This window comes from Bradyrhizobium sp. WSM2793 (genome assembly GCF_000379585.1).
GTDB lineage: Bacteria > Pseudomonadota > Alphaproteobacteria > Rhizobiales > Xanthobacteraceae > Bradyrhizobium.
On sequence record NZ_KB902779.1, the window covers coordinates 1 to 15,829 of the forward strand.

Annotated in this window: 18 protein-coding genes and 2 pseudogenes; 13 read left to right on the plus strand and 7 right to left on the minus strand. The window is 61.0% G+C overall.

Annotation, left to right across the window (positions count from 1 at the left end):
* The coding region (locus A3AS_RS48780) for a hypothetical protein (RefSeq protein WP_210163479.1) at positions 1 to 444 on the plus strand (444 nt) is incomplete at its 5' end.
* 183 nt (positions 445 to 627) lie between these two features.
* On the plus strand, positions 628 to 906 hold the full coding sequence (locus A3AS_RS45030) for a hypothetical protein (protein WP_018318197.1): 279 nt from the start codon (positions 628 to 630) through the stop codon (positions 904 to 906).
* A 25-nt stretch (positions 907 to 931) separates the two neighbouring features.
* Here A3AS_RS45030 and A3AS_RS0113945 read toward each other — a convergent pair whose 3' ends face one another.
* Complete coding sequence (locus A3AS_RS0113945; RefSeq protein WP_018318198.1) at positions 932 to 1,120, minus strand: DUF3606 domain-containing protein; 189 nt, start codon at positions 1,118 to 1,120, stop codon at positions 932 to 934.
* A 243-nt stretch (positions 1,121 to 1,363) separates the two neighbouring features.
* Between A3AS_RS0113945 and ligD the strand changes: the two genes are divergently transcribed.
* On the plus strand, positions 1,364 to 2,311 hold the full coding sequence (ligD, locus tag A3AS_RS0113950; RefSeq protein WP_018318199.1) for a non-homologous end-joining DNA ligase: 948 nt from the start codon (positions 1,364 to 1,366) through the stop codon (positions 2,309 to 2,311).
* Between the two features lie 75 nt (positions 2,312 to 2,386).
* Here the strand turns inward: ligD and A3AS_RS0113955 are convergent, their stop codons facing one another.
* From A3AS_RS0113955 to A3AS_RS0113965, 3 genes and pseudogenes are all read right to left on the minus strand, one after another.
* On the minus strand, positions 2,387 to 2,851 hold the full coding sequence (locus A3AS_RS0113955) for a metallophosphoesterase family protein (protein WP_018318200.1): 465 nt from the start codon (positions 2,849 to 2,851) through the stop codon (positions 2,387 to 2,389).
* Positions 2,848 to 3,351 (minus strand): NUDIX domain-containing protein, encoded by a 504-nt coding sequence (locus A3AS_RS0113960; RefSeq protein ID WP_018318201.1) that lies wholly within the window; start codon positions 3,349 to 3,351, stop codon positions 2,848 to 2,850. Before A3AS_RS0113960 ends, A3AS_RS0113955 begins: the two co-directional genes overlap by 4 nt.
* A gap of 269 nt (positions 3,352 to 3,620) precedes the next feature.
* Positions 3,621 to 4,552: pseudogene (locus A3AS_RS0113965) on the minus strand (Ku protein).
* A gap of 145 nt (positions 4,553 to 4,697) precedes the next feature.
* On the opposite strand from A3AS_RS0113965, the gene A3AS_RS0113970 reads away from it, so the two are divergent.
* The 4 genes and pseudogenes from A3AS_RS0113970 (at position 4,698) to A3AS_RS45035 (ending at position 7,043) form a co-directional block, all read left to right on the plus strand.
* Positions 4,698 to 5,093, plus strand: coding sequence for a hypothetical protein (locus tag A3AS_RS0113970; protein ID WP_018318202.1), 396 nt, complete (start codon positions 4,698 to 4,700; stop codon positions 5,091 to 5,093).
* A gap of 46 nt (positions 5,094 to 5,139) precedes the next feature.
* Entirely contained in the window at positions 5,140 to 5,589 is a 450-nt protein-coding gene (locus A3AS_RS0113975; protein WP_018318203.1) for a hypothetical protein, read from the plus strand.
* A gap of 3 nt (positions 5,590 to 5,592) precedes the next feature.
* On the plus strand, positions 5,593 to 6,315 hold the full coding sequence (locus A3AS_RS0113980) for an SOS response-associated peptidase (RefSeq protein ID WP_018318204.1): 723 nt from the start codon (positions 5,593 to 5,595) through the stop codon (positions 6,313 to 6,315).
* A gap of 53 nt (positions 6,316 to 6,368) precedes the next feature.
* Positions 6,369 to 7,043 (plus strand): annotated as a pseudogene (locus A3AS_RS45035) (hypothetical protein).
* A 162-nt stretch (positions 7,044 to 7,205) separates the two neighbouring features.
* On the opposite strand, the gene A3AS_RS0113990 reads toward A3AS_RS45035, so the two are convergent.
* Positions 7,206 to 7,898 carry an ImmA/IrrE family metallo-endopeptidase gene (locus A3AS_RS0113990; protein ID WP_245283199.1) on the minus strand — a complete coding sequence of 231 codons (693 nt, stop codon included), beginning with the start codon at positions 7,896 to 7,898 and terminating at the stop codon, positions 7,206 to 7,208.
* Positions 7,888 to 8,277, minus strand: a complete 390-nt coding sequence (locus A3AS_RS0113995) for a helix-turn-helix domain-containing protein (protein WP_018318206.1) — start codon at positions 8,275 to 8,277, stop codon at positions 7,888 to 7,890. The genes A3AS_RS0113990 and A3AS_RS0113995 overlap by 11 nt, the downstream gene beginning before the upstream one ends.
* Before the next feature lie 160 nt (positions 8,278 to 8,437).
* Here A3AS_RS0113995 and A3AS_RS0114005 point away from each other — a divergent pair, with 160 nt between their 5' ends.
* The 6 genes from A3AS_RS0114005 to A3AS_RS0114030 all read left to right on the plus strand — a co-directional run bounded on the left by A3AS_RS0114005 (position 8,438) and on the right by A3AS_RS0114030 (position 14,365).
* Positions 8,438 to 9,148 carry a multiubiquitin domain-containing protein gene (locus tag A3AS_RS0114005; protein WP_018318207.1) on the plus strand — a complete coding sequence of 237 codons (711 nt, stop codon included), beginning with the start codon at positions 8,438 to 8,440 and terminating at the stop codon, positions 9,146 to 9,148.
* Complete coding sequence (locus tag A3AS_RS0114010; RefSeq protein WP_018318208.1) at positions 9,145 to 9,477, plus strand: hypothetical protein; 333 nt, start codon at positions 9,145 to 9,147, stop codon at positions 9,475 to 9,477. Before A3AS_RS0114005 ends, A3AS_RS0114010 begins: the two co-directional genes overlap by 4 nt.
* On the plus strand, positions 9,474 to 9,977 hold the full coding sequence (locus tag A3AS_RS0114015; RefSeq protein WP_018318209.1) for a hypothetical protein: 504 nt from the start codon (positions 9,474 to 9,476) through the stop codon (positions 9,975 to 9,977). The genes A3AS_RS0114010 and A3AS_RS0114015 overlap by 4 nt, the downstream gene beginning before the upstream one ends.
* Positions 9,974 to 10,873, plus strand: a complete 900-nt coding sequence (locus tag A3AS_RS0114020; RefSeq protein WP_157644276.1) for a ThiF family adenylyltransferase — start codon at positions 9,974 to 9,976, stop codon at positions 10,871 to 10,873. Before A3AS_RS0114015 ends, A3AS_RS0114020 begins: the two co-directional genes overlap by 4 nt.
* Positions 10,874 to 11,003: 130 nt before the next feature.
* On the plus strand, positions 11,004 to 12,146 hold the full coding sequence (locus tag A3AS_RS0114025; protein ID WP_018318211.1) for an AAA family ATPase: 1,143 nt from the start codon (positions 11,004 to 11,006) through the stop codon (positions 12,144 to 12,146).
* A complete protein-coding gene (locus A3AS_RS0114030; protein WP_026201982.1) occupies positions 12,143 to 14,365 on the plus strand; it encodes a S8 family peptidase in 2,223 nt (740 codons plus the stop codon). The genes A3AS_RS0114025 and A3AS_RS0114030 overlap by 4 nt, the downstream gene beginning before the upstream one ends.
* 149 nt (positions 14,366 to 14,514) lie before the next feature.
* On the opposite strand, the gene A3AS_RS0114035 is transcribed toward A3AS_RS0114030, so the two are convergent.
* Entirely contained in the window at positions 14,515 to 15,822 is a 1,308-nt protein-coding gene (locus A3AS_RS0114035; RefSeq protein WP_198293697.1) for a hypothetical protein, read from the minus strand.
* Positions 15,823 to 15,829: the final 7 nt, after the last annotated feature.

Sequence of the window (15,829 nt, forward strand, 5' to 3'; positions counted from 1 at the left end):
TCTCACTCGTGCGCATGTCTATGCACGGCGTGGGCATGTTCACTGAGAGCCAATTCTTACAGAGGACGACATGGCCAAGAAAGCGAAGAAGGCAAAGACCGCGAAGGCAGCTACCAAGAAGGTGGCAAAGAAGACTTCAAAGAAAAAGAAGTAGTCGTATCGGCTACTGATCTATCGCCGCCTCCGGGTCGCAACCCGGATGAAAAGCGAGACCTCCCAAAGGATATGAAGCGTCCTTTGCAGCCGTTCGGTATCGCGGCACGCCAAGATAAGGCCGGACCTTTGTGCAGGTGGCTGCTGCATAAAGGTCCGGTTTTTCGTTTCTGCACCGCGAGGAGCATGCTCTGCTCGTGCGCGACGGATCGAAGCCGCAAGGCCGAGACGCTGCGCGGCTCGGTTCACGAGAGCCCGGTGTGGCGACAGCCGCACGCGCAAAACGGATAAGACGTCTGAAGTATCGGAAAACGGTGTCTTCAGTTCGTTCTCGCCCACCCCACCACCTGGCCTGCTGGAAAATTCGGCCTTCGAAAAACCACAAGATCCACGATCCGGAATCCCAGTCGTGTGTTAGCGATGGGGAACGTCTGCGGGACTAAACGATTCGTCTCAGCGTGGGAGAACCTTTCAATGCTGATGACCAAGCCGAGACGGTCAGCGATCCGCACCCTGCGCGGTTGGGCGATCAACGTGCTGATCGAAGCCGGCGCCATCCGCGAGTGCGAGGAGCACGGTTGGATGCAGGATCGCGCCGATCCGCATGCCCGAGAGCGGGCCTTCGATATCGCCCGTCGAGACCTGCTGGAAGGCGTATCCCGTCAAGCAGCGGAGGCCGCGGTTCGCGACGTGATGGACTCGATTGGTGATGCCTGCCCAGAATGCCCTCCTGACGAGGAGGACCGGCGCTAAGCATCGACGCCAACCGTGCCCCGGCTCAGCGGCCCAGCCTTTTCTCCACACGCTTGCGCGCGTTGCCGACCTTTTTGACTGCTTTTTTCACCGCCGATGCCGACTTTCGCGTCTTCTTTGCCTCGTACTGCACTTCGTAGTCCTGCCCGCCAGCCACCCGCGCCCGGTCCTGTTTTCGGCCGCGCGCCGTCTTGCTCTTGTTCGCTACCGCCATCGGTGCCTCCTGTTGTGACATCGAAGCAACGCGACAGGGATTCGCAGGTTCCGGAACGATTCGAACTGTGCCAATTTGAATCCCCTGTAGCGTGCAGTTCTTCAGTGGCGTTTCAGCGTAAAAGTCCGGCGGCTATCGGTGTCAAGGCGCTTTCCCCGGCTTCATCGAATCGGCCCTGGCCACCTCGAGCGATAAGGTGCCGTCCGTGCGTTACGCAACACGCTCCGAAGGATTGGCCCTTGAATGAGCCGGACGTCGACCCTGCCCAAACGCTTACAGCCAATGCTCGCTACGCTCACCGACGCGCCGTTCGACGACCCCGGCTGGGTTTTCGAGGATAAGTACGATGGCTTCCGGATGATCGCGGAAATCCGGCGGGGCAAGGTTGCACTCTACAGCCGTAACGGCAAGATCATCAGCCGCAGCTATATCGAGGTCGCCAAAGCACTGGAGGGCGTGAAGGGCGATGCCGTGATCGACGGCGAGCTCGTCGCGATCGGAAAGGACGGCGTCTCGCATTTCCAGCTGCTGCAGAACGCGCTGCGCCATGAAGCGAAGCTCCTGTATTGCGCTTTCGATCTCATGTTTCAGAACGCAGTCGACTTGCGCAAACAGCCTCTTCTCGAGCGGAAGGAGCGGCTGAAAGCGATCCTGCCGCGCCACCGGCTGATCGCCTTCAGCAGACACCGCAAAGCGAACGGCACGAAATTCTTCGCCGAGGCCGAGCGGAAGGGTCTGGAAGGCGTCATGGCGAAGCGCGCCGACAGCGTGTATGCATCCGGAAGCCGGACGGCGGATTGGCTGAAGATCAAGACAGCAAAGCGGCAGGAAGTGGTGATCGCGGGCTTCACGGCACCGAGGCGCACGAGGCCGTTCTTCGGCGCCCTGGTCCTCGCCGTGCGGGAAGACGACACATGGCGCTATATCGGACATGTCGGGACTGGCTTCAGCCACAAGGTCCTGGAAGAGCTCCACGCCAAGCTCGTAAAGCTGACGACCCCGAAATCACCCTTCCCTGCCAAAGTAAAGGACGAGGCCGCCACGACCTGGGTCAAGCCCTCGCTGGTTGCGGAGGTCAAATTCGCGGAGTGGACGAGCAAAGGCGAGCTCCGCCAGCCCGTCTACCTTGGGCTCAGGTCCGACAAGCGGGCGAAGGAGGTCGTGCGCGAGCGAGAACGTCCGCGCAAATAACGCTTCCCTCCGGGAGTAACCCGGCAAATGGAAGGATCGACGCACTCGCCTCCGGCGGACCTCCGGGGTGGGCACTCACTCGCCTTCAAGGTCGTGGATTTCTGGTCGCATGCCGTCAGGCGTGAGTTCGAGCATCGCAAACGTGATCGGCAGCTTGAAACGCCGGGGTCCCGCGCTGCCGGGATTCAGATAGAGAACGCCACCGACCGTGTCGATCTTCGGTACGTGGGAATGCCCGGAGACGATGACGTCGATGCCGGCGCCGCAGTCGGCCTTCAGCGTTTTCAAGTCGTGCAGAACGTAGATCGACTTTCCCGCCAGGCGTACGAGTTTCGTGTCGGGGTAGTCGCGAGCCCACTCGCCACCGTCCACGTTTCCACGAATGGCCGTCACGGGCGCAATCCGGCGAAGCGCATCGACGATCTCGGGGCGCCCGATGTCCCCGGCATGGATGATGTGATCGACGCCCGTCAGGCCTCGTTCCGCCTCGGGCCTCAACAGGCCATGTGTGTCCGAAATGATTCCAATCCTGAACATCATTTCCCGGCACTCTCAACCGCGATTGCCAAAAGTCGATCGAGGAACTCTACTTGAGCGGACAGCAGCTTGGTCCGCGCGAGCTCGATATCAAACCATTCCGCCCGGTCAACTTCAGGAAAGCTCTGCCTTCGACCGCTTCGAGGCGGCCATTCAATATCGAAGGTATTGCTGGTCAGCGCTGCCGGATCAAAATGGCCCTCGCCGGCGAATGCGATGACGCGCTTCCCTCCTCGCTGTCGGACTTCCCCCAGCGCCTGGAGTGGACCAATCGAAGCGCTCGGGCCGAGTTCTTCGGCAAATTCGCGTCGAGCGACGTTCTCCGGGGCATCATTGGCATCGATTTCGCCCTTAGGAATGGACCAGGCGCCATCATCCTTGTTGCGCCAGAACGGACCGCCGGGGTGAACGAGCAGGACCTCGAGCCCACGAGCGCCCTTGCGGTAAGCGAGAATGCCCGCGCTCGAGGTCGATCTCCTGGAAGTTTTTTTCACCGCAGCCATATCGCTCCTACTTTGCCGAGCAATCGAGATCCGGCGAGCCGTCGTCCCACCATACCGGACTGCGCTCACCGAGCGCCTGCTTAACCTCGTCTACGGTCCTATGCGCCGTTACTTCGGCCTCGCGGTCGGCCCCCTTCCTGGCGTCGCGCGCCGACCCGCCGGGCGGCCATTATTCTGCCGACGTGATGATCTCGCGTGACCTCGTCGAGATGGGATTTGCCATCCGCCTGCCGCGGACCACGAAGTAGTGGCCGCCCGCGTCACGACACCTAAGCCGACTTCCGCTGCGGCTTGGCCGCCGGCTTCTTCGCCGCGGTCTCCTTCGCCGGCTTCTTGCCCGCGATCGGCATCAGCATTTCCTTCTGCCCGGCCGCCGCCTTGCGCGGCTTTTTGCCTGATTTCTTGGGTGCCTCTGTCGCGGCCGCGCCCTCTCTTCCGATGCTCTTTCGCAGGGCGTCCATCAGGTCCACCACGTTCTCGCCGCGGGGACGCGCTTTCGCGGTGATGGGTTTGCCGGCGCGCTTTTGATTGATGAGATCGATGAGGGCGGTTTCGTACTGGTCTTCGAACTTGTCCGGGTCGAAATGGCCTGCCTTCTGATTGACGATGTGTTTGGCGAGATCGAGCATGTCCTTGGTGACTTTGACATCCTGAATGTCGTCAAAATACTCATCCGCGGATCGCACCTCATAGGGATAGCGCAGCAGCGTGCCCATCAGCCCCTTATCAAGCGGCTCCAGCGCGATGATGTGCTCGCGATTGGTCAGCACCACACGGCCGATCGCGACCTTGTTCATCTCACGGATGGTTTCCCGAATGACGGCGAAAGCGTCGTGCCCGACTTTACCGTCAGGACGCAGGTAATAGGGGCGAATGAGATATCGCGGATCGATCTCGCTGCGGTCGACGAACTCGTCGATCTCAATGGTTCGCGTCGATTCCAGCGCGACGTTCTCAAGCTCCTCCTTAGTCACCTCGATAAACGTATCGGTGTCGACCTTGTAGCCCTTGACGATGTCCTCGTTGTCGACCTCCTCGCCGGTGTCGGCGCGACCTTGGCGTACTTGATCCGATGGCCGGTCTTTCGGTTCAGCTGGTTGAACGAGACTTTTTCGGATTCCGAGGTGGCCGGATAGAGCGCGACCGGACAGGTGACGAGGGAAAGACGCAGGAAGCCTTTCCAGTTAGCGCGGGGGGCCATCGCGGGGGAACTCCGATACTGATACCGGATTCAAGACGAACGACCCGCCTTGGTTCCGACATCGCGACCCGTCCCACAGGAGGATTTTTCTCAGCTGCTGCCCGGTCGGACTCGACATTTGTTCTTGTTATGTTCTAATTCGGGCATGACCGACCGACCCGCGAGCTGGCGCATGCCCACCCCGAAACAGATGGAAAAACTGGCCGCTGAAGCCGCCCGTAGACGAGCGCCGTCGGCTGCCCGTCCAGATGCCCCGCTCCCGGCCGAATATTGGGAATCGGTCCTCAAAGACCCTCGAGCCGGCGCGACCGTGGCCCAGGCCCGACAGCGACGCCTTTCGGAAATCAAGCCCCACGTTCTGCGCGTCTCCTGCCGCCGCTGCGAGCGGACCGTGGAAATCCAGACCGCCGATGCCGTCCGCTTGTATGGCACCAACGCAGTCTGGAAGGACGTGGCGCAGCGGTTGCTCGACAACACCTGCCAGCAGCGCACCGGCAGGCATGAAGAAGATGGGTGCTGGCCAGCATTCGAGACGCCGTAGCCGCTCTGCATTTGCCGATCCGATCTCTTTGCGCCTGGATATCCGGATGGCCCCGAAGTATCACCCTACGCCCCTGTCGGGCGGCGACCGCAAGGCTCTGGCAAAGGAGCTCGGCAAGGCACGCGCGATGGCCAACATGCTTGCTGCCCAATCGGCGGAGATCCGGGCCAAAGGCGAGGCGATGATGCAGCAAGCCGACAGGCTGCTTTGCGAAAGCTGGAACGAGCGGATGTGGAGTGACGGCGAACCGATCGATCCGTCGCCTACCATCGATCAAGCCGTGAACGGAGGCTTCCCCTGGCTGGAGATCAGATGCGCGCGCTGCAAGACGCCGAGCGACGTGGACCTCGCAGCGATGAAGCACCCGCCGACCACCTTCGTGCACGATCTCGCCAGCCGGCTGCGCTGCCGCAAATGCGCCAAGGCGGGCCGGCGTCCATCCGCGACTCTGCTACAGTTGACGTGGCAGCCGCGCCACCCTCGAACCGAATCCTGACCGATGTGCAATCTTTATTCGATCACGACCAACCAAGCCGCGATCAGCGCGCTATTTCGCGTCGTGAATCGATACGTTGGCAATCTGGCGCCGATGCCGGGAGTTTTTCCCGACTACAAGGCACCGATCGTGCGCAACGGGGCTGAGGGCCGAGAGCTCGCTACGGCACGCTGGGGAATGCCATCGTCGTCAAAGGCGCTGATGGACGCCACGAAGACGCGAGCCGAGAAGCTGCAGGCCAAGGGCAAGACGGTCGATTTCAAGGAATTGCTCAGAATGGAGCCGGACGGCGGGACGACCAACATTCGCAACGTTAAGAGCAAACACTGGACGCGATGGCTGGGAGCCGAGAACCGCTGCGTGGTGCCGTTCAACTCCTTCAGCGAGTTCAACAAGGCCGAAGGCGGCGACATCTGGTTCGCGCTCGACGAGACCCGGCCTCTCGCCTGCTTCGCCGGCATCTGGACCAACTGGACGTCCGTCCGGAAGGTCAAGGAAGGCGAGACCACCAACGACCTCTATGCGTTCCTCACGACGGAGGCGAACACCGAGGTCGGCTTCATCCATCCCAAGGCGATGCCGGTCATCCTGACAACGCCGGAAGAAGTCGAGACCTGGATGACGGCTCCTCCAGACGAGGCCCTGAAGCTGCAGCGGCCGCTTCCGGACAGGAGCCTCCGGATCGTGGCCCGCGGCGTCAAGGAAGACGCCGGGCAAACAACGTGACCAACGACCAGGCACAGCCCTCGCCCCGCCAACGCAAGATCATCCACGTCGATATGGACGCCTTTTTTGCGTCCGTCGAGCAGCGGGACAATCCGGATCTTCGCGGCAAGCGGATTGCCGTCGGCGGATCCCGCGAGCGGGGTGTCGTGGCTGCCGCGAGCTACGAAGCCCGCAAATTCGGTGTCCGATCGGCAATGCCATCAGTTACTGCGAGGCGGCAATGCCCAGACCTGATCTTCTCGTGAAGCCGCGCTTCGAGGTCTACAAGGCAGTCTCCCAGCAGATCCGCGAGCTTCGCCGAGCACACTCCGATCGTCGAGCCGCTGTCACTGAACGAGGCTTACCTCGACGTGACCTAAAATTTGCAGACGCATTCAGTTGCGCGGGACGTGGCGTTGGCGATCCGCGCGAAGATCAAGGAGGTAACCGGCCTCAATGCATCCGCCGGTATTTCCTACAACAAGTTTCTGGCGAAGCTCGCATCAGACCACCGCAAGCCGAACGGCCAGTACATTATCACTCTGGAGATGGGGCCGACGCGCAACTTCAGCTGGCGCTGCCGATGTAATCGCGTCACGTCACCGCCTTTTCAAGTTGGTCGTCGAGCTCAGTCTGTACCGATTAGGATCCTCGATCGCGCGGCGAGCCGCGGCCGCGCTGCGAGCGCCTTATCCCTAAAAGATGATCGTCGTGCTCGTAAGGGCCTTCACCGGGTAGACCAGCAGTAGGATATTGAAGGTCGTATCGAATGCCTCTGCAATGCATTCGTGGGCCTGACCGTTACGGTCCGTGATTGAAACCGTCGTCGGACGGGTCATTTTCCTGCCGATCGGTAGTACGCGTCCGAGCGAATGATCGAGGGTTATCACGTCCTCATCTGGCCGGCGAAACTACTTCAGATAGGCCGGCGACGCTTCGATCCGGCGCACCTCGGCGCTGGCGCCAGTGCGTTCGCAGTACGTGACCGGCTCGAGGATGTAGATGACGCATGCCCGGTGATGCGTCCGCACAAACTCGCGGCAAGAGGCATAGACCGACGCCCCGAATTTTCCCGCCAGCTTGATCGGCGTGCGCAGCTCGAACTTGTGATCGACGGCCATCGACGCGTAGCTGTCCCCCTGAAACAGGACAAACCTGGCAAAGTTGTTTGCCTCCCGTTCAAAGAGATCGGAAATCTCCGGATCGAGTGTCTTTTCGCAGTCGTGGAACAGCCGGAAGGCACTCCGATGAGCAGGGAGCTCGTGATGCCCCGCTTCATGCAGTTTGAGAAAGTTCTGCTTGGATTTGTGAACGCTGTCGTCGATATGAATCAGCTGGTCGTCGGCGTCGTAGATGCCGAACACCTTTGCGATTGCGGACTTGAGAGCAGTGGCAGCGCTCTCGGCCTTATCCAGCAGAAATTCCGTAATCCGGCGCGGGTCAAATGCGCTCTTTGGCGCGATCTTTAGGCTCGCCGCTTCAAGGATCACAGAAGTTGGTGTGGGATAGATCCCCCATGCCGACGCCCGGTCCAGTGCGCGCCGTGCAGCGGCATGCACGGCGCGCACCTCTTCGGGATCGAGACTACTATCGTCAGCTTTCACCGGGCTTCTTCCTGCTGCGCAAATATCCAAGAAACTCGACGAGCTTCGCTTCCTCTTCGTCCGTCAGGTTATGTCCTGCGAACGTCGCGACGCGCCCGTGGCGCTGCCCTGCGCTGCGCGAACGCGTGGGCACGATGTAGCCCGCGCGCTCCATCAGATCCTCGTAGCTGATCGCGTAGAGCTCCGAGAGCGCATGCAGGATGTTCGGATTTGGTTTTTTGATCAGGCCGTTTTCGATCTGGGACAGGTACGCATTGGACACGACTTTGCCGGTGGCCTTCTCGACATCGCGCTGCGAGAGGTCGCGGTCTTCACGAATTGAGGCGAGATATTGTCCAAGCGTGAGCTTGACCTCTGGCTCAGCGCTCTTCTTGATCATGTCTATCATCCTCCAAACTGCTTGATTCCGTTAGTGTATTTAGCGCAAAACGATAAGAACGTCAAGCGTGCGCGTAAAATGCTTGACATTCTTTGCATGCCGCCTTATCTTATCACTACCGAGCTGGCGATGGGCTGGCAGAAAGGCAAGGACTAGGACGATGGAAAATACCCAGACTGGCGGCCAGGGCCGCAACCAACATGTCGAGGCCGAAGCGGCGCGCCGCCCCGGGCCGGACGGCAAGTTCTCGACGACCGTGAATGGCACCACGGTCGAATTCGGCGATGCGCAGCCCAAGGGCGACCGCATCCTGGAGAAGGCGGGCTTCAAGCCGGCCGGCGATTACGTGCTGATCCAACTGATGCGCCACGGGACCCGCTCGATCGGGCTCGACGAGACCGTCGACCTGACCGCGCCGGGCACCGAAACGTTCCGGGCCTTCAAGAGCGACCGCATCTTCCGGTTCATTCTTGATGACCACGGCTTCGAATGGGGGGTCCGCAAGATCGGGGAGCCGGAGCTGCGCGTCATCGGCCACGTCCGCGACGACGAGGTCATCATCCAGGACCGCGACGGCGACGACGTCGAGCTCAAGCCGGGCGACGAGCTCGACCTTGGCGAGGCCGGCACCGAGCACCTGCACACCGAGAAGCGGCTCATCACGGTGTTCTTCGAGAACAATCCCCGGGAAATCCCCCGCGGGACCTACACCACGGAGCAGTTCAAGGACCTGTTCGGCGTGCAGCAGGGCTACGTCCTCGAGGTCATCAACGAGGAAGGCAATCTCACCGAGCTCAAGCCCGGCCAGAAGCTCCGGGTGAAGGACGGGATGCGCTTCTTCGAGCAGGTGCCCTGCGGAGGTTCCTCGTGACCGACGCCTCCGCGAACTTCGCCGGGCTGCAGGCGATGCACCGTGAGGCCGTCCTCCTCAAGGAGGGCGGCCAACCCGTCGCGCTGCTGCCCTCCTTCGGTTTCATGGCGGGCGACATTCCGTACCGCATGGACCTGCTGCTCGTGCCGTTCGCGCACTCGGGCTACGACACCCGCCTGTTCTTCGAGACCAAGATCGAAGGGCGCGGCGCCAACTGGAACCCGCACCGCGTGGTTGAGCGCAACTGGTGGGCGCCGTCCTGGAATCACGTGCCCGCCTCGCTGCGATGGACGCAGATGTTGCTGGCGCATCTGAGGGCCGTCGCATGAACATTCATTTCAAGATCAACAAGGCCTTGCTGGCCGGCATCCGCGCGGATCTGCGCCGCCCCCACGCGTTTGCGCACGAGCGCGTCGGGTTCATCGCCGCCGGCCTCGCTGCCGCACACGACGATCTCCTGATTCTCGCGCGGGAATACCGTCCCGTACTCGATGAAGAATATCTGCGCGACCCGAGCGTCGGCGCGATGATGAGCGCCGCGGCGATCCGCCGCGCGCGCCAGTGGGCCATGAACGACCGCGCCGCCATCTTCCACGTACATACGCATGGCGGCCATGACGTGCCGGGGTTTAGCGGCGTTGATAACCGCGAGAACGCCAAGTTCATCCCGAATTTCGTGTCGGTCGCGCCCTATGCGGTCCACGGAGCGATCGTTCTCAGTGACACGGCCGCGTTCGGCCAGGTCTGGCTTGGTCGCGACGCGCCACAGCCCTTTATCGCCCGCTTCACCGAGGTCGGCATGCCCGTTCACACATGGAGGGCTGCATGAGCCGCCTCGATCGACAAAGCTTCCTAGGGCCCAACAGTGACGCAATCCTGGAAGGTGCGACCATCGGCATCGTCGGCCTCGGCGGCGGCGGGTCGCATGTGGCGCAGCAGACGGCGCATATGGGCGTCGGTGGGTATGTGAACGCCGACCCAGACGTGATCGAGGACACGAACACCAACCGCCTGATCGGCGGGACGCTGGCCGACGTGGGCGCGCGCATGCCCAAGGTCGCGATCGCCGCGCGCCTCATCCGCGGCCTCAATCCCGGAGCGCGGATCATCTCGGTGCAGGACGACTGGCATAACGCAGTCGATGATCTCAAGCGCTGCGACATCATCGTCGGCGCGGTCGACGGCTTCCGCGAGCGCGAACAACTTGAGCGTTTTGCCCGCCGTCACCTCATCCCGTACATCGACATCGGCATGGATGTGCACGATCTCGGCAGGGATGGGTACCTGGTCAGCGGCCAAGTCATCCTCTCGATGCCGGGAGCACCGTGCATGCGCTGCTGCGGCTTCATCACCGACGAGAGGCTCGAGCAGGAAGCCCGCAAGTACGGTGCTGCAGGCTCACGCCCCCAAGTGGTCTGGTCGAATGGCGTGCTCGCGTCGACGGCGGTCGGCTTGCTGACCCAGGTGCTCACGCCTTGGTACCAGAACCCGCCGTCCTTCGTGTTCCTCGACTACGACGGCAACAAGGGAACGGTCACCCGCAACGCCCGCATGGACTTGCTCAAGGATCACATCTGCCCCCACCACCCGCACGACGAGGCCGGAGATCCGCTGTTCGACATCCGCAAGCAGGCCTTTGCACCGCGGCCGGCGCCGGCATCGAAGAGCGTGGGGCTGCCGTGGTGGCGCCGCCTCCGGATTTGGCTTAACGGACAAGGCGCATAATTTCGTCCACGTACATCCATTTGTAATTACTATATTTTATTGTATTGTGGACGAGTTTTCATTTTTCATGTGAAAACTCGTCCACCTCTGCTAGCGTGCACGCCTGCTGAACCCTTGTACTGAATGAGACATGCCAGAACCTGCGAAGACCAATATCGAAGCCGATTTTCTCCAACTTGCCCGGACTGCCCTTTCGGGCCGCATACAGGACGTCCAGGTCGTCCTGCGACGCGCGGCCAAGCGCTATCACCAGGCCGTGCCTCAGTTCGCCGAGGCGCTCACCAGCCTGCTTCACGAATCGCCCTCTTCGGCTTCCCCCTTGCGCCGGCAGGCCGAAGTGCCGCTGCCGGTCGACATCGACTCCCGGCTTCACCTGATGCGGGTCGAATCCGAGCCTGTTCTCGATCACGACCCGATCTTTTCACCCGAGCTGGAACGCGCCTTGCGTCAGGTCATGGAAGAGCGTCGCAATCCGCAGGCACTGGCCCGTGCCGGTCTCGATCCCACACGGGCGGCCTTGTTCGTGGGGCCTCCCGGCGTCGGGAAGACTATGGCGGCGCGATGGCTGGCGCGCGAGCTCAAGCGCCCGCTCCTCATCCTGGACCTGGCCGCTGTCATGAGCAGCCTGCTCGGCAGGACGGGCAGCAATCTGCGCCATGTTCTGGAATATGCGAAGACCATCGACTGTGTCCTGCTTCTCGATGAATTCGACGCCATAGCCAAACGCCGCGATGATCGCGGTGAGATCGGCGAGCTCAAGCGGCTTGTCACGGTCCTCATTCAGCAAATCGACGACTGGCCGACCTCTGGTGTGCTCCTTGCGGCAACCAACCACCCCGATCTTCTCGATCCCGCCATATGGCGCCGGTTCGAGCTGCACGTTGAATTTCCTTTGCCAGACCAGGAGGCAATTGCGCGCTTCATTGAGGCGACACTCGCCCCTTATTTTCCGGCAACGAAACAGTGGAGCGGTCTGCTTGCTACGGGCTTCGCCGGCCGATCCTTCAGCGACATCGAGCGCGACCTGTCTGCCGCGAGACGTGGCGCAGCGCTGGGCAATGTCCCGCTCGAAGAGCAACTGGCCGGGCTGCTCACCAACAAATCGATTGTCAAAGCCAAACGCATTCAACTCGCGACAGCAATTGTCAATCGCGGCCTCCTCTCGCAGCGCAAGGCGGGCGAGCTTACCGGCGTGGCGCGTGACACCATCCGCAGCCGCGCCGGCAAATCTAAGAAAATGACGAAACGGAAAAACGGCAGAGATACGTCATGACCAAACGCAATTTTTTATTGGGTAAGGGCGAACGCCTTGTCGAAGATGTCGCAGGCGTCCGCGGCGGCGCGCCGAAGAGCCATCCTTACACGTTCTTCGAGGCGAGGGAGCGCATTGCGCCCATGCTCGCGCGCGTGGTCCGCGGCATCGACCAGTTGCCGGACGCGGCCTGTCCGGACAATCGCGCCGTTGCAACGGTCACGCTCAACCCCGAATACATTGCAAAATCGTATTTCCCGGAACGCCTGCTCGAATCCGTCGGGCTAGAGCCGATCGGAAGCCGCCCGCGGCGCATCAAGCCGCAGAAGCGCTCGAAGGGTCGCGAACCCGAAGAGACCATCACCACGGAGCTGTTCGTTGCAGGCAGCCGCGACGCCTTTCGCGCCTGGCGCAGCGCACTGCCCCGGTGGGGTGAGGAGGTGAAGGGTGCCGATGAGCTGCCGACCATCGAGCAGGTGGCTGCGCCAACGCCGCGCGACAAGATCAAGGGCAGGCTCCCGAAAACCGGCGAGACTGTCTTCGAGGTCGTCCTGCACAGTGACGCGGGCACCGGCTCCAACGGGATCATTCCGCTGTTCAGCGAATATCTCGAGGAGATCGGCATTGATCAGGCCCTTGGCCGACGGTTCTCGGCCGGCGGGCTGTGTTTTGTCGAACTCGAGGCCCCTGTGGAGCTCGCCGACGAAATCGCCACCTTCACGCCAGTCCGCGCGTTGCGGCAGATGCCGAGCCTGCGCATGCTGCGCCCGACATTCCGTTCGTCGCGCGTCCCGATGGAAAACATCGTGTTGCCGACTGTCGGTCCGATCGATCCAAAGATCCGCGTCGCGATCTTCGATGGTGGCCTGCCGAAGAACCATCCGATCAGCAAATGGGTCAAGCCCATCGATCCCCCCGGTATCGGCGGCACTATTCCCGATTTGCAGAAGCACGGCGTGGGGGTCAGCTCCGCATTCCTGTTCGGGCATATCGATCCCGCAAGCCCTGTTCCGCGTCCGTATGCGGCGGTCGACCACTATCGCGTTCTCGATACCGCCCCAAAACAGAATCCGCACGAGCTCTACGAGGTGCTCTCTCGTATCGACCAGGTCCTAGTCGAGAAGCACTACCATTTCATCAACCTCAGCATCGGCCCCCGGCTTCCAATCGAAGACGATGACGTTCATGCGTGGACCGCGGTTCTCGATGACCGACTGTCAGCGGGCACCACTCTGGCGACCATCGCCGTCGGCAACGATGGAGACGGACCGGCCAAGGGCGGCTTCAACCGCATCCAGGTCCCGTCAGATTGCGTGAATGCCCTCGCGGTCGGATCTTGCGACAGCCCTGAGACCCCGTGGCAGCGCAGCGGCTACAGCTCGGTTGGTCCGGGACGCAGCCCCGGTGTCGTCAAACCCGACTTCGTGGAATTCGGAGGTTGCCTGCAACGGCCATTCATCGTCGTCAGCGAGACACCGGCAGCGGCATTCGAAGCCACGGAGGGCACGTCCTTCTCCGCGCCGTCGGTCCTACGCCTTGGCGCCGGTGTTCGTGCGCATTTCGGTGACGGCCTAGACATGCTTGCGATCCGGGCGCTGCTCATCCACACGGCCGAACCATCAGACTATCCCGCCGAGGATGTCGGCCGCGGCCGTGTCGCGCGATCCGTACAGGACGTCGTCCTATGCGACGACGACACGGTGCGCGTCGTCTACCAGGGCAAAATCACGCCGACCCGCTATATCCGCGCCCCGATCCCCATGCCATCGGGCACCGTACCCGGCAAGGTCACGATTACCGCGACGCTTTGCTATCCGACTGGCGTCGATCCGCACCATCCCGGCAATTACACCCGCGCCGGGCTCGAGCCGACCTTCAGGCCACATGACCAGAAGCGCAAGGATCCGAACCAGGTCCACGCCGACAGCAAGAGTTTCTTCGGCAAGACACAGAGCGGCCTGATGGAGGATGAGCTCCGCCGCGATGCCTGGAAATGGGAGAACTGCCTCCACACCCGCGTTACGTTCATGGGCAAGACGCTGCGCAATCCTGTTCTCGACATTCATTACAATGCGCGTCTCGGCGGGCGTAACTTCTCGCCGAAGGAGGATCTGCCGTACGCACTTGTCGTAAGTGTCCACGCCAAGCACCTTGGTGACCTCTACGACAAGATCGTTCGCAAATATGCACGCCAGCTCGAAGCGCTCCGGCCAGTCATCGAGATTCCGGTCATGACATAGCAGCCGTGGTGCGGAGAACTACATTGGCCTAATCAAACGCATCCTGATGACGATCGACGAGACCATCGGCTTCCGCCCTTACAGTCCCGGCTGGCGTCGTTGAGCTTTAGAATAAGGTGATGAGAAGCACGTAACGAAAGCTCTTCCGGTTACCCCACGCTCTCATCTTCCAACCCGTTCTTGTGATCGGGCTCCGTGAAACCGCACCGCTCCATGAACTGCCAAGCGTTGAACCAGCTGTACAGCTCGTTGACCTTGAGCACCGAGATATCCTCGTCGCACAGGCCTGCATTTTCATCGGCATAGAGCATGTTCAGATAGTTTGAGTAGGCCTCTCGAAAAATTCCAGTAGGCCGGAAAGCAAAGTTGTGCGTAAAAACAACTTCGATCATGGAGACTACCATCGCGCTCCATACCGCGCTTTCCAACTCACAGTCGTAATCGTGGGTGAGGCCATCCTTGATCGTACGCTTCGCCAGCGCGAAAAGGCGACTGTCGAACCCCATTTCAGGAACTTCGAAGAATGCGTAGTGGTGCTTTTCGTCCAGTTGCTCCAAAATGTCATTTGATTGCTCGCGGCCAGCGATCCGAAACGGATTGATCGCGCAAAAGATCAGGCTATTGCCATAGCCCATCTGGACCTCTTTCCAACGCTTCCGGACAAAGCAAAATCCGTGAAGCCGCTCGGCTTCCATGAGTTGCGCTGCGTAGGTACTTAGCTTGCTCAGATGCTCGATCGTGGGATCGTTGAGGTCGCCGCCATCTTCATTGCTATCGAACCATCCCCCCATGTCATCGAAGGAAACGACAACGCAGTCCATCGACTCGTGGGACAGCAAACGATTGGTGAGATGCTTAAAGTCCTCGTCGTCAGGAATATGCAGGTGAAGCGTGAGATCGTCCAATGAAGCGGTCGGGAACTCGGGCCGGTAGACGATCACGTTGCGATCGGCGATCAATAGATCGTACAGGTAGGCTTGCGTGGTGATCTTGTTGTCCAGGTTGGCTACCAGAACATTCGTGATATCCTTGCTGCCCGACAGAGCGAACATCTCGGCGATGTAATTGCTGTATGCGAACAGCTCAGAGAACGCGTTACGCTCCGCGGTTTTATCGACCTTCAGCTCTAGAATGAATAAGCCAAGTTCGTGCTGCCCCAAAAGGTCGAGCTGCATTGGCTTCGTATCGTCGGTGCGAAGATTGATTTTGCTGCCGATAAAATCGCCGTAACGTACGGTCCGATGCAATCGACCGATCTTTTGCAGGGCGCGCGACTTCACAAATTTCCAAAGCTCGAAATCAGGTCCGGGATACTCCGCTGGATCAATCTTCGGCGGCGTGTAATCCGCTTCATCGAGCGCCTTCTCAATCTCCGGACTATCCTGAACGATCGATTCAAGTCCGCCCATGGCACACAAAGCGTCGTGAACCTGTTTTTCACTGAATGCGGATGACACGTCTTGC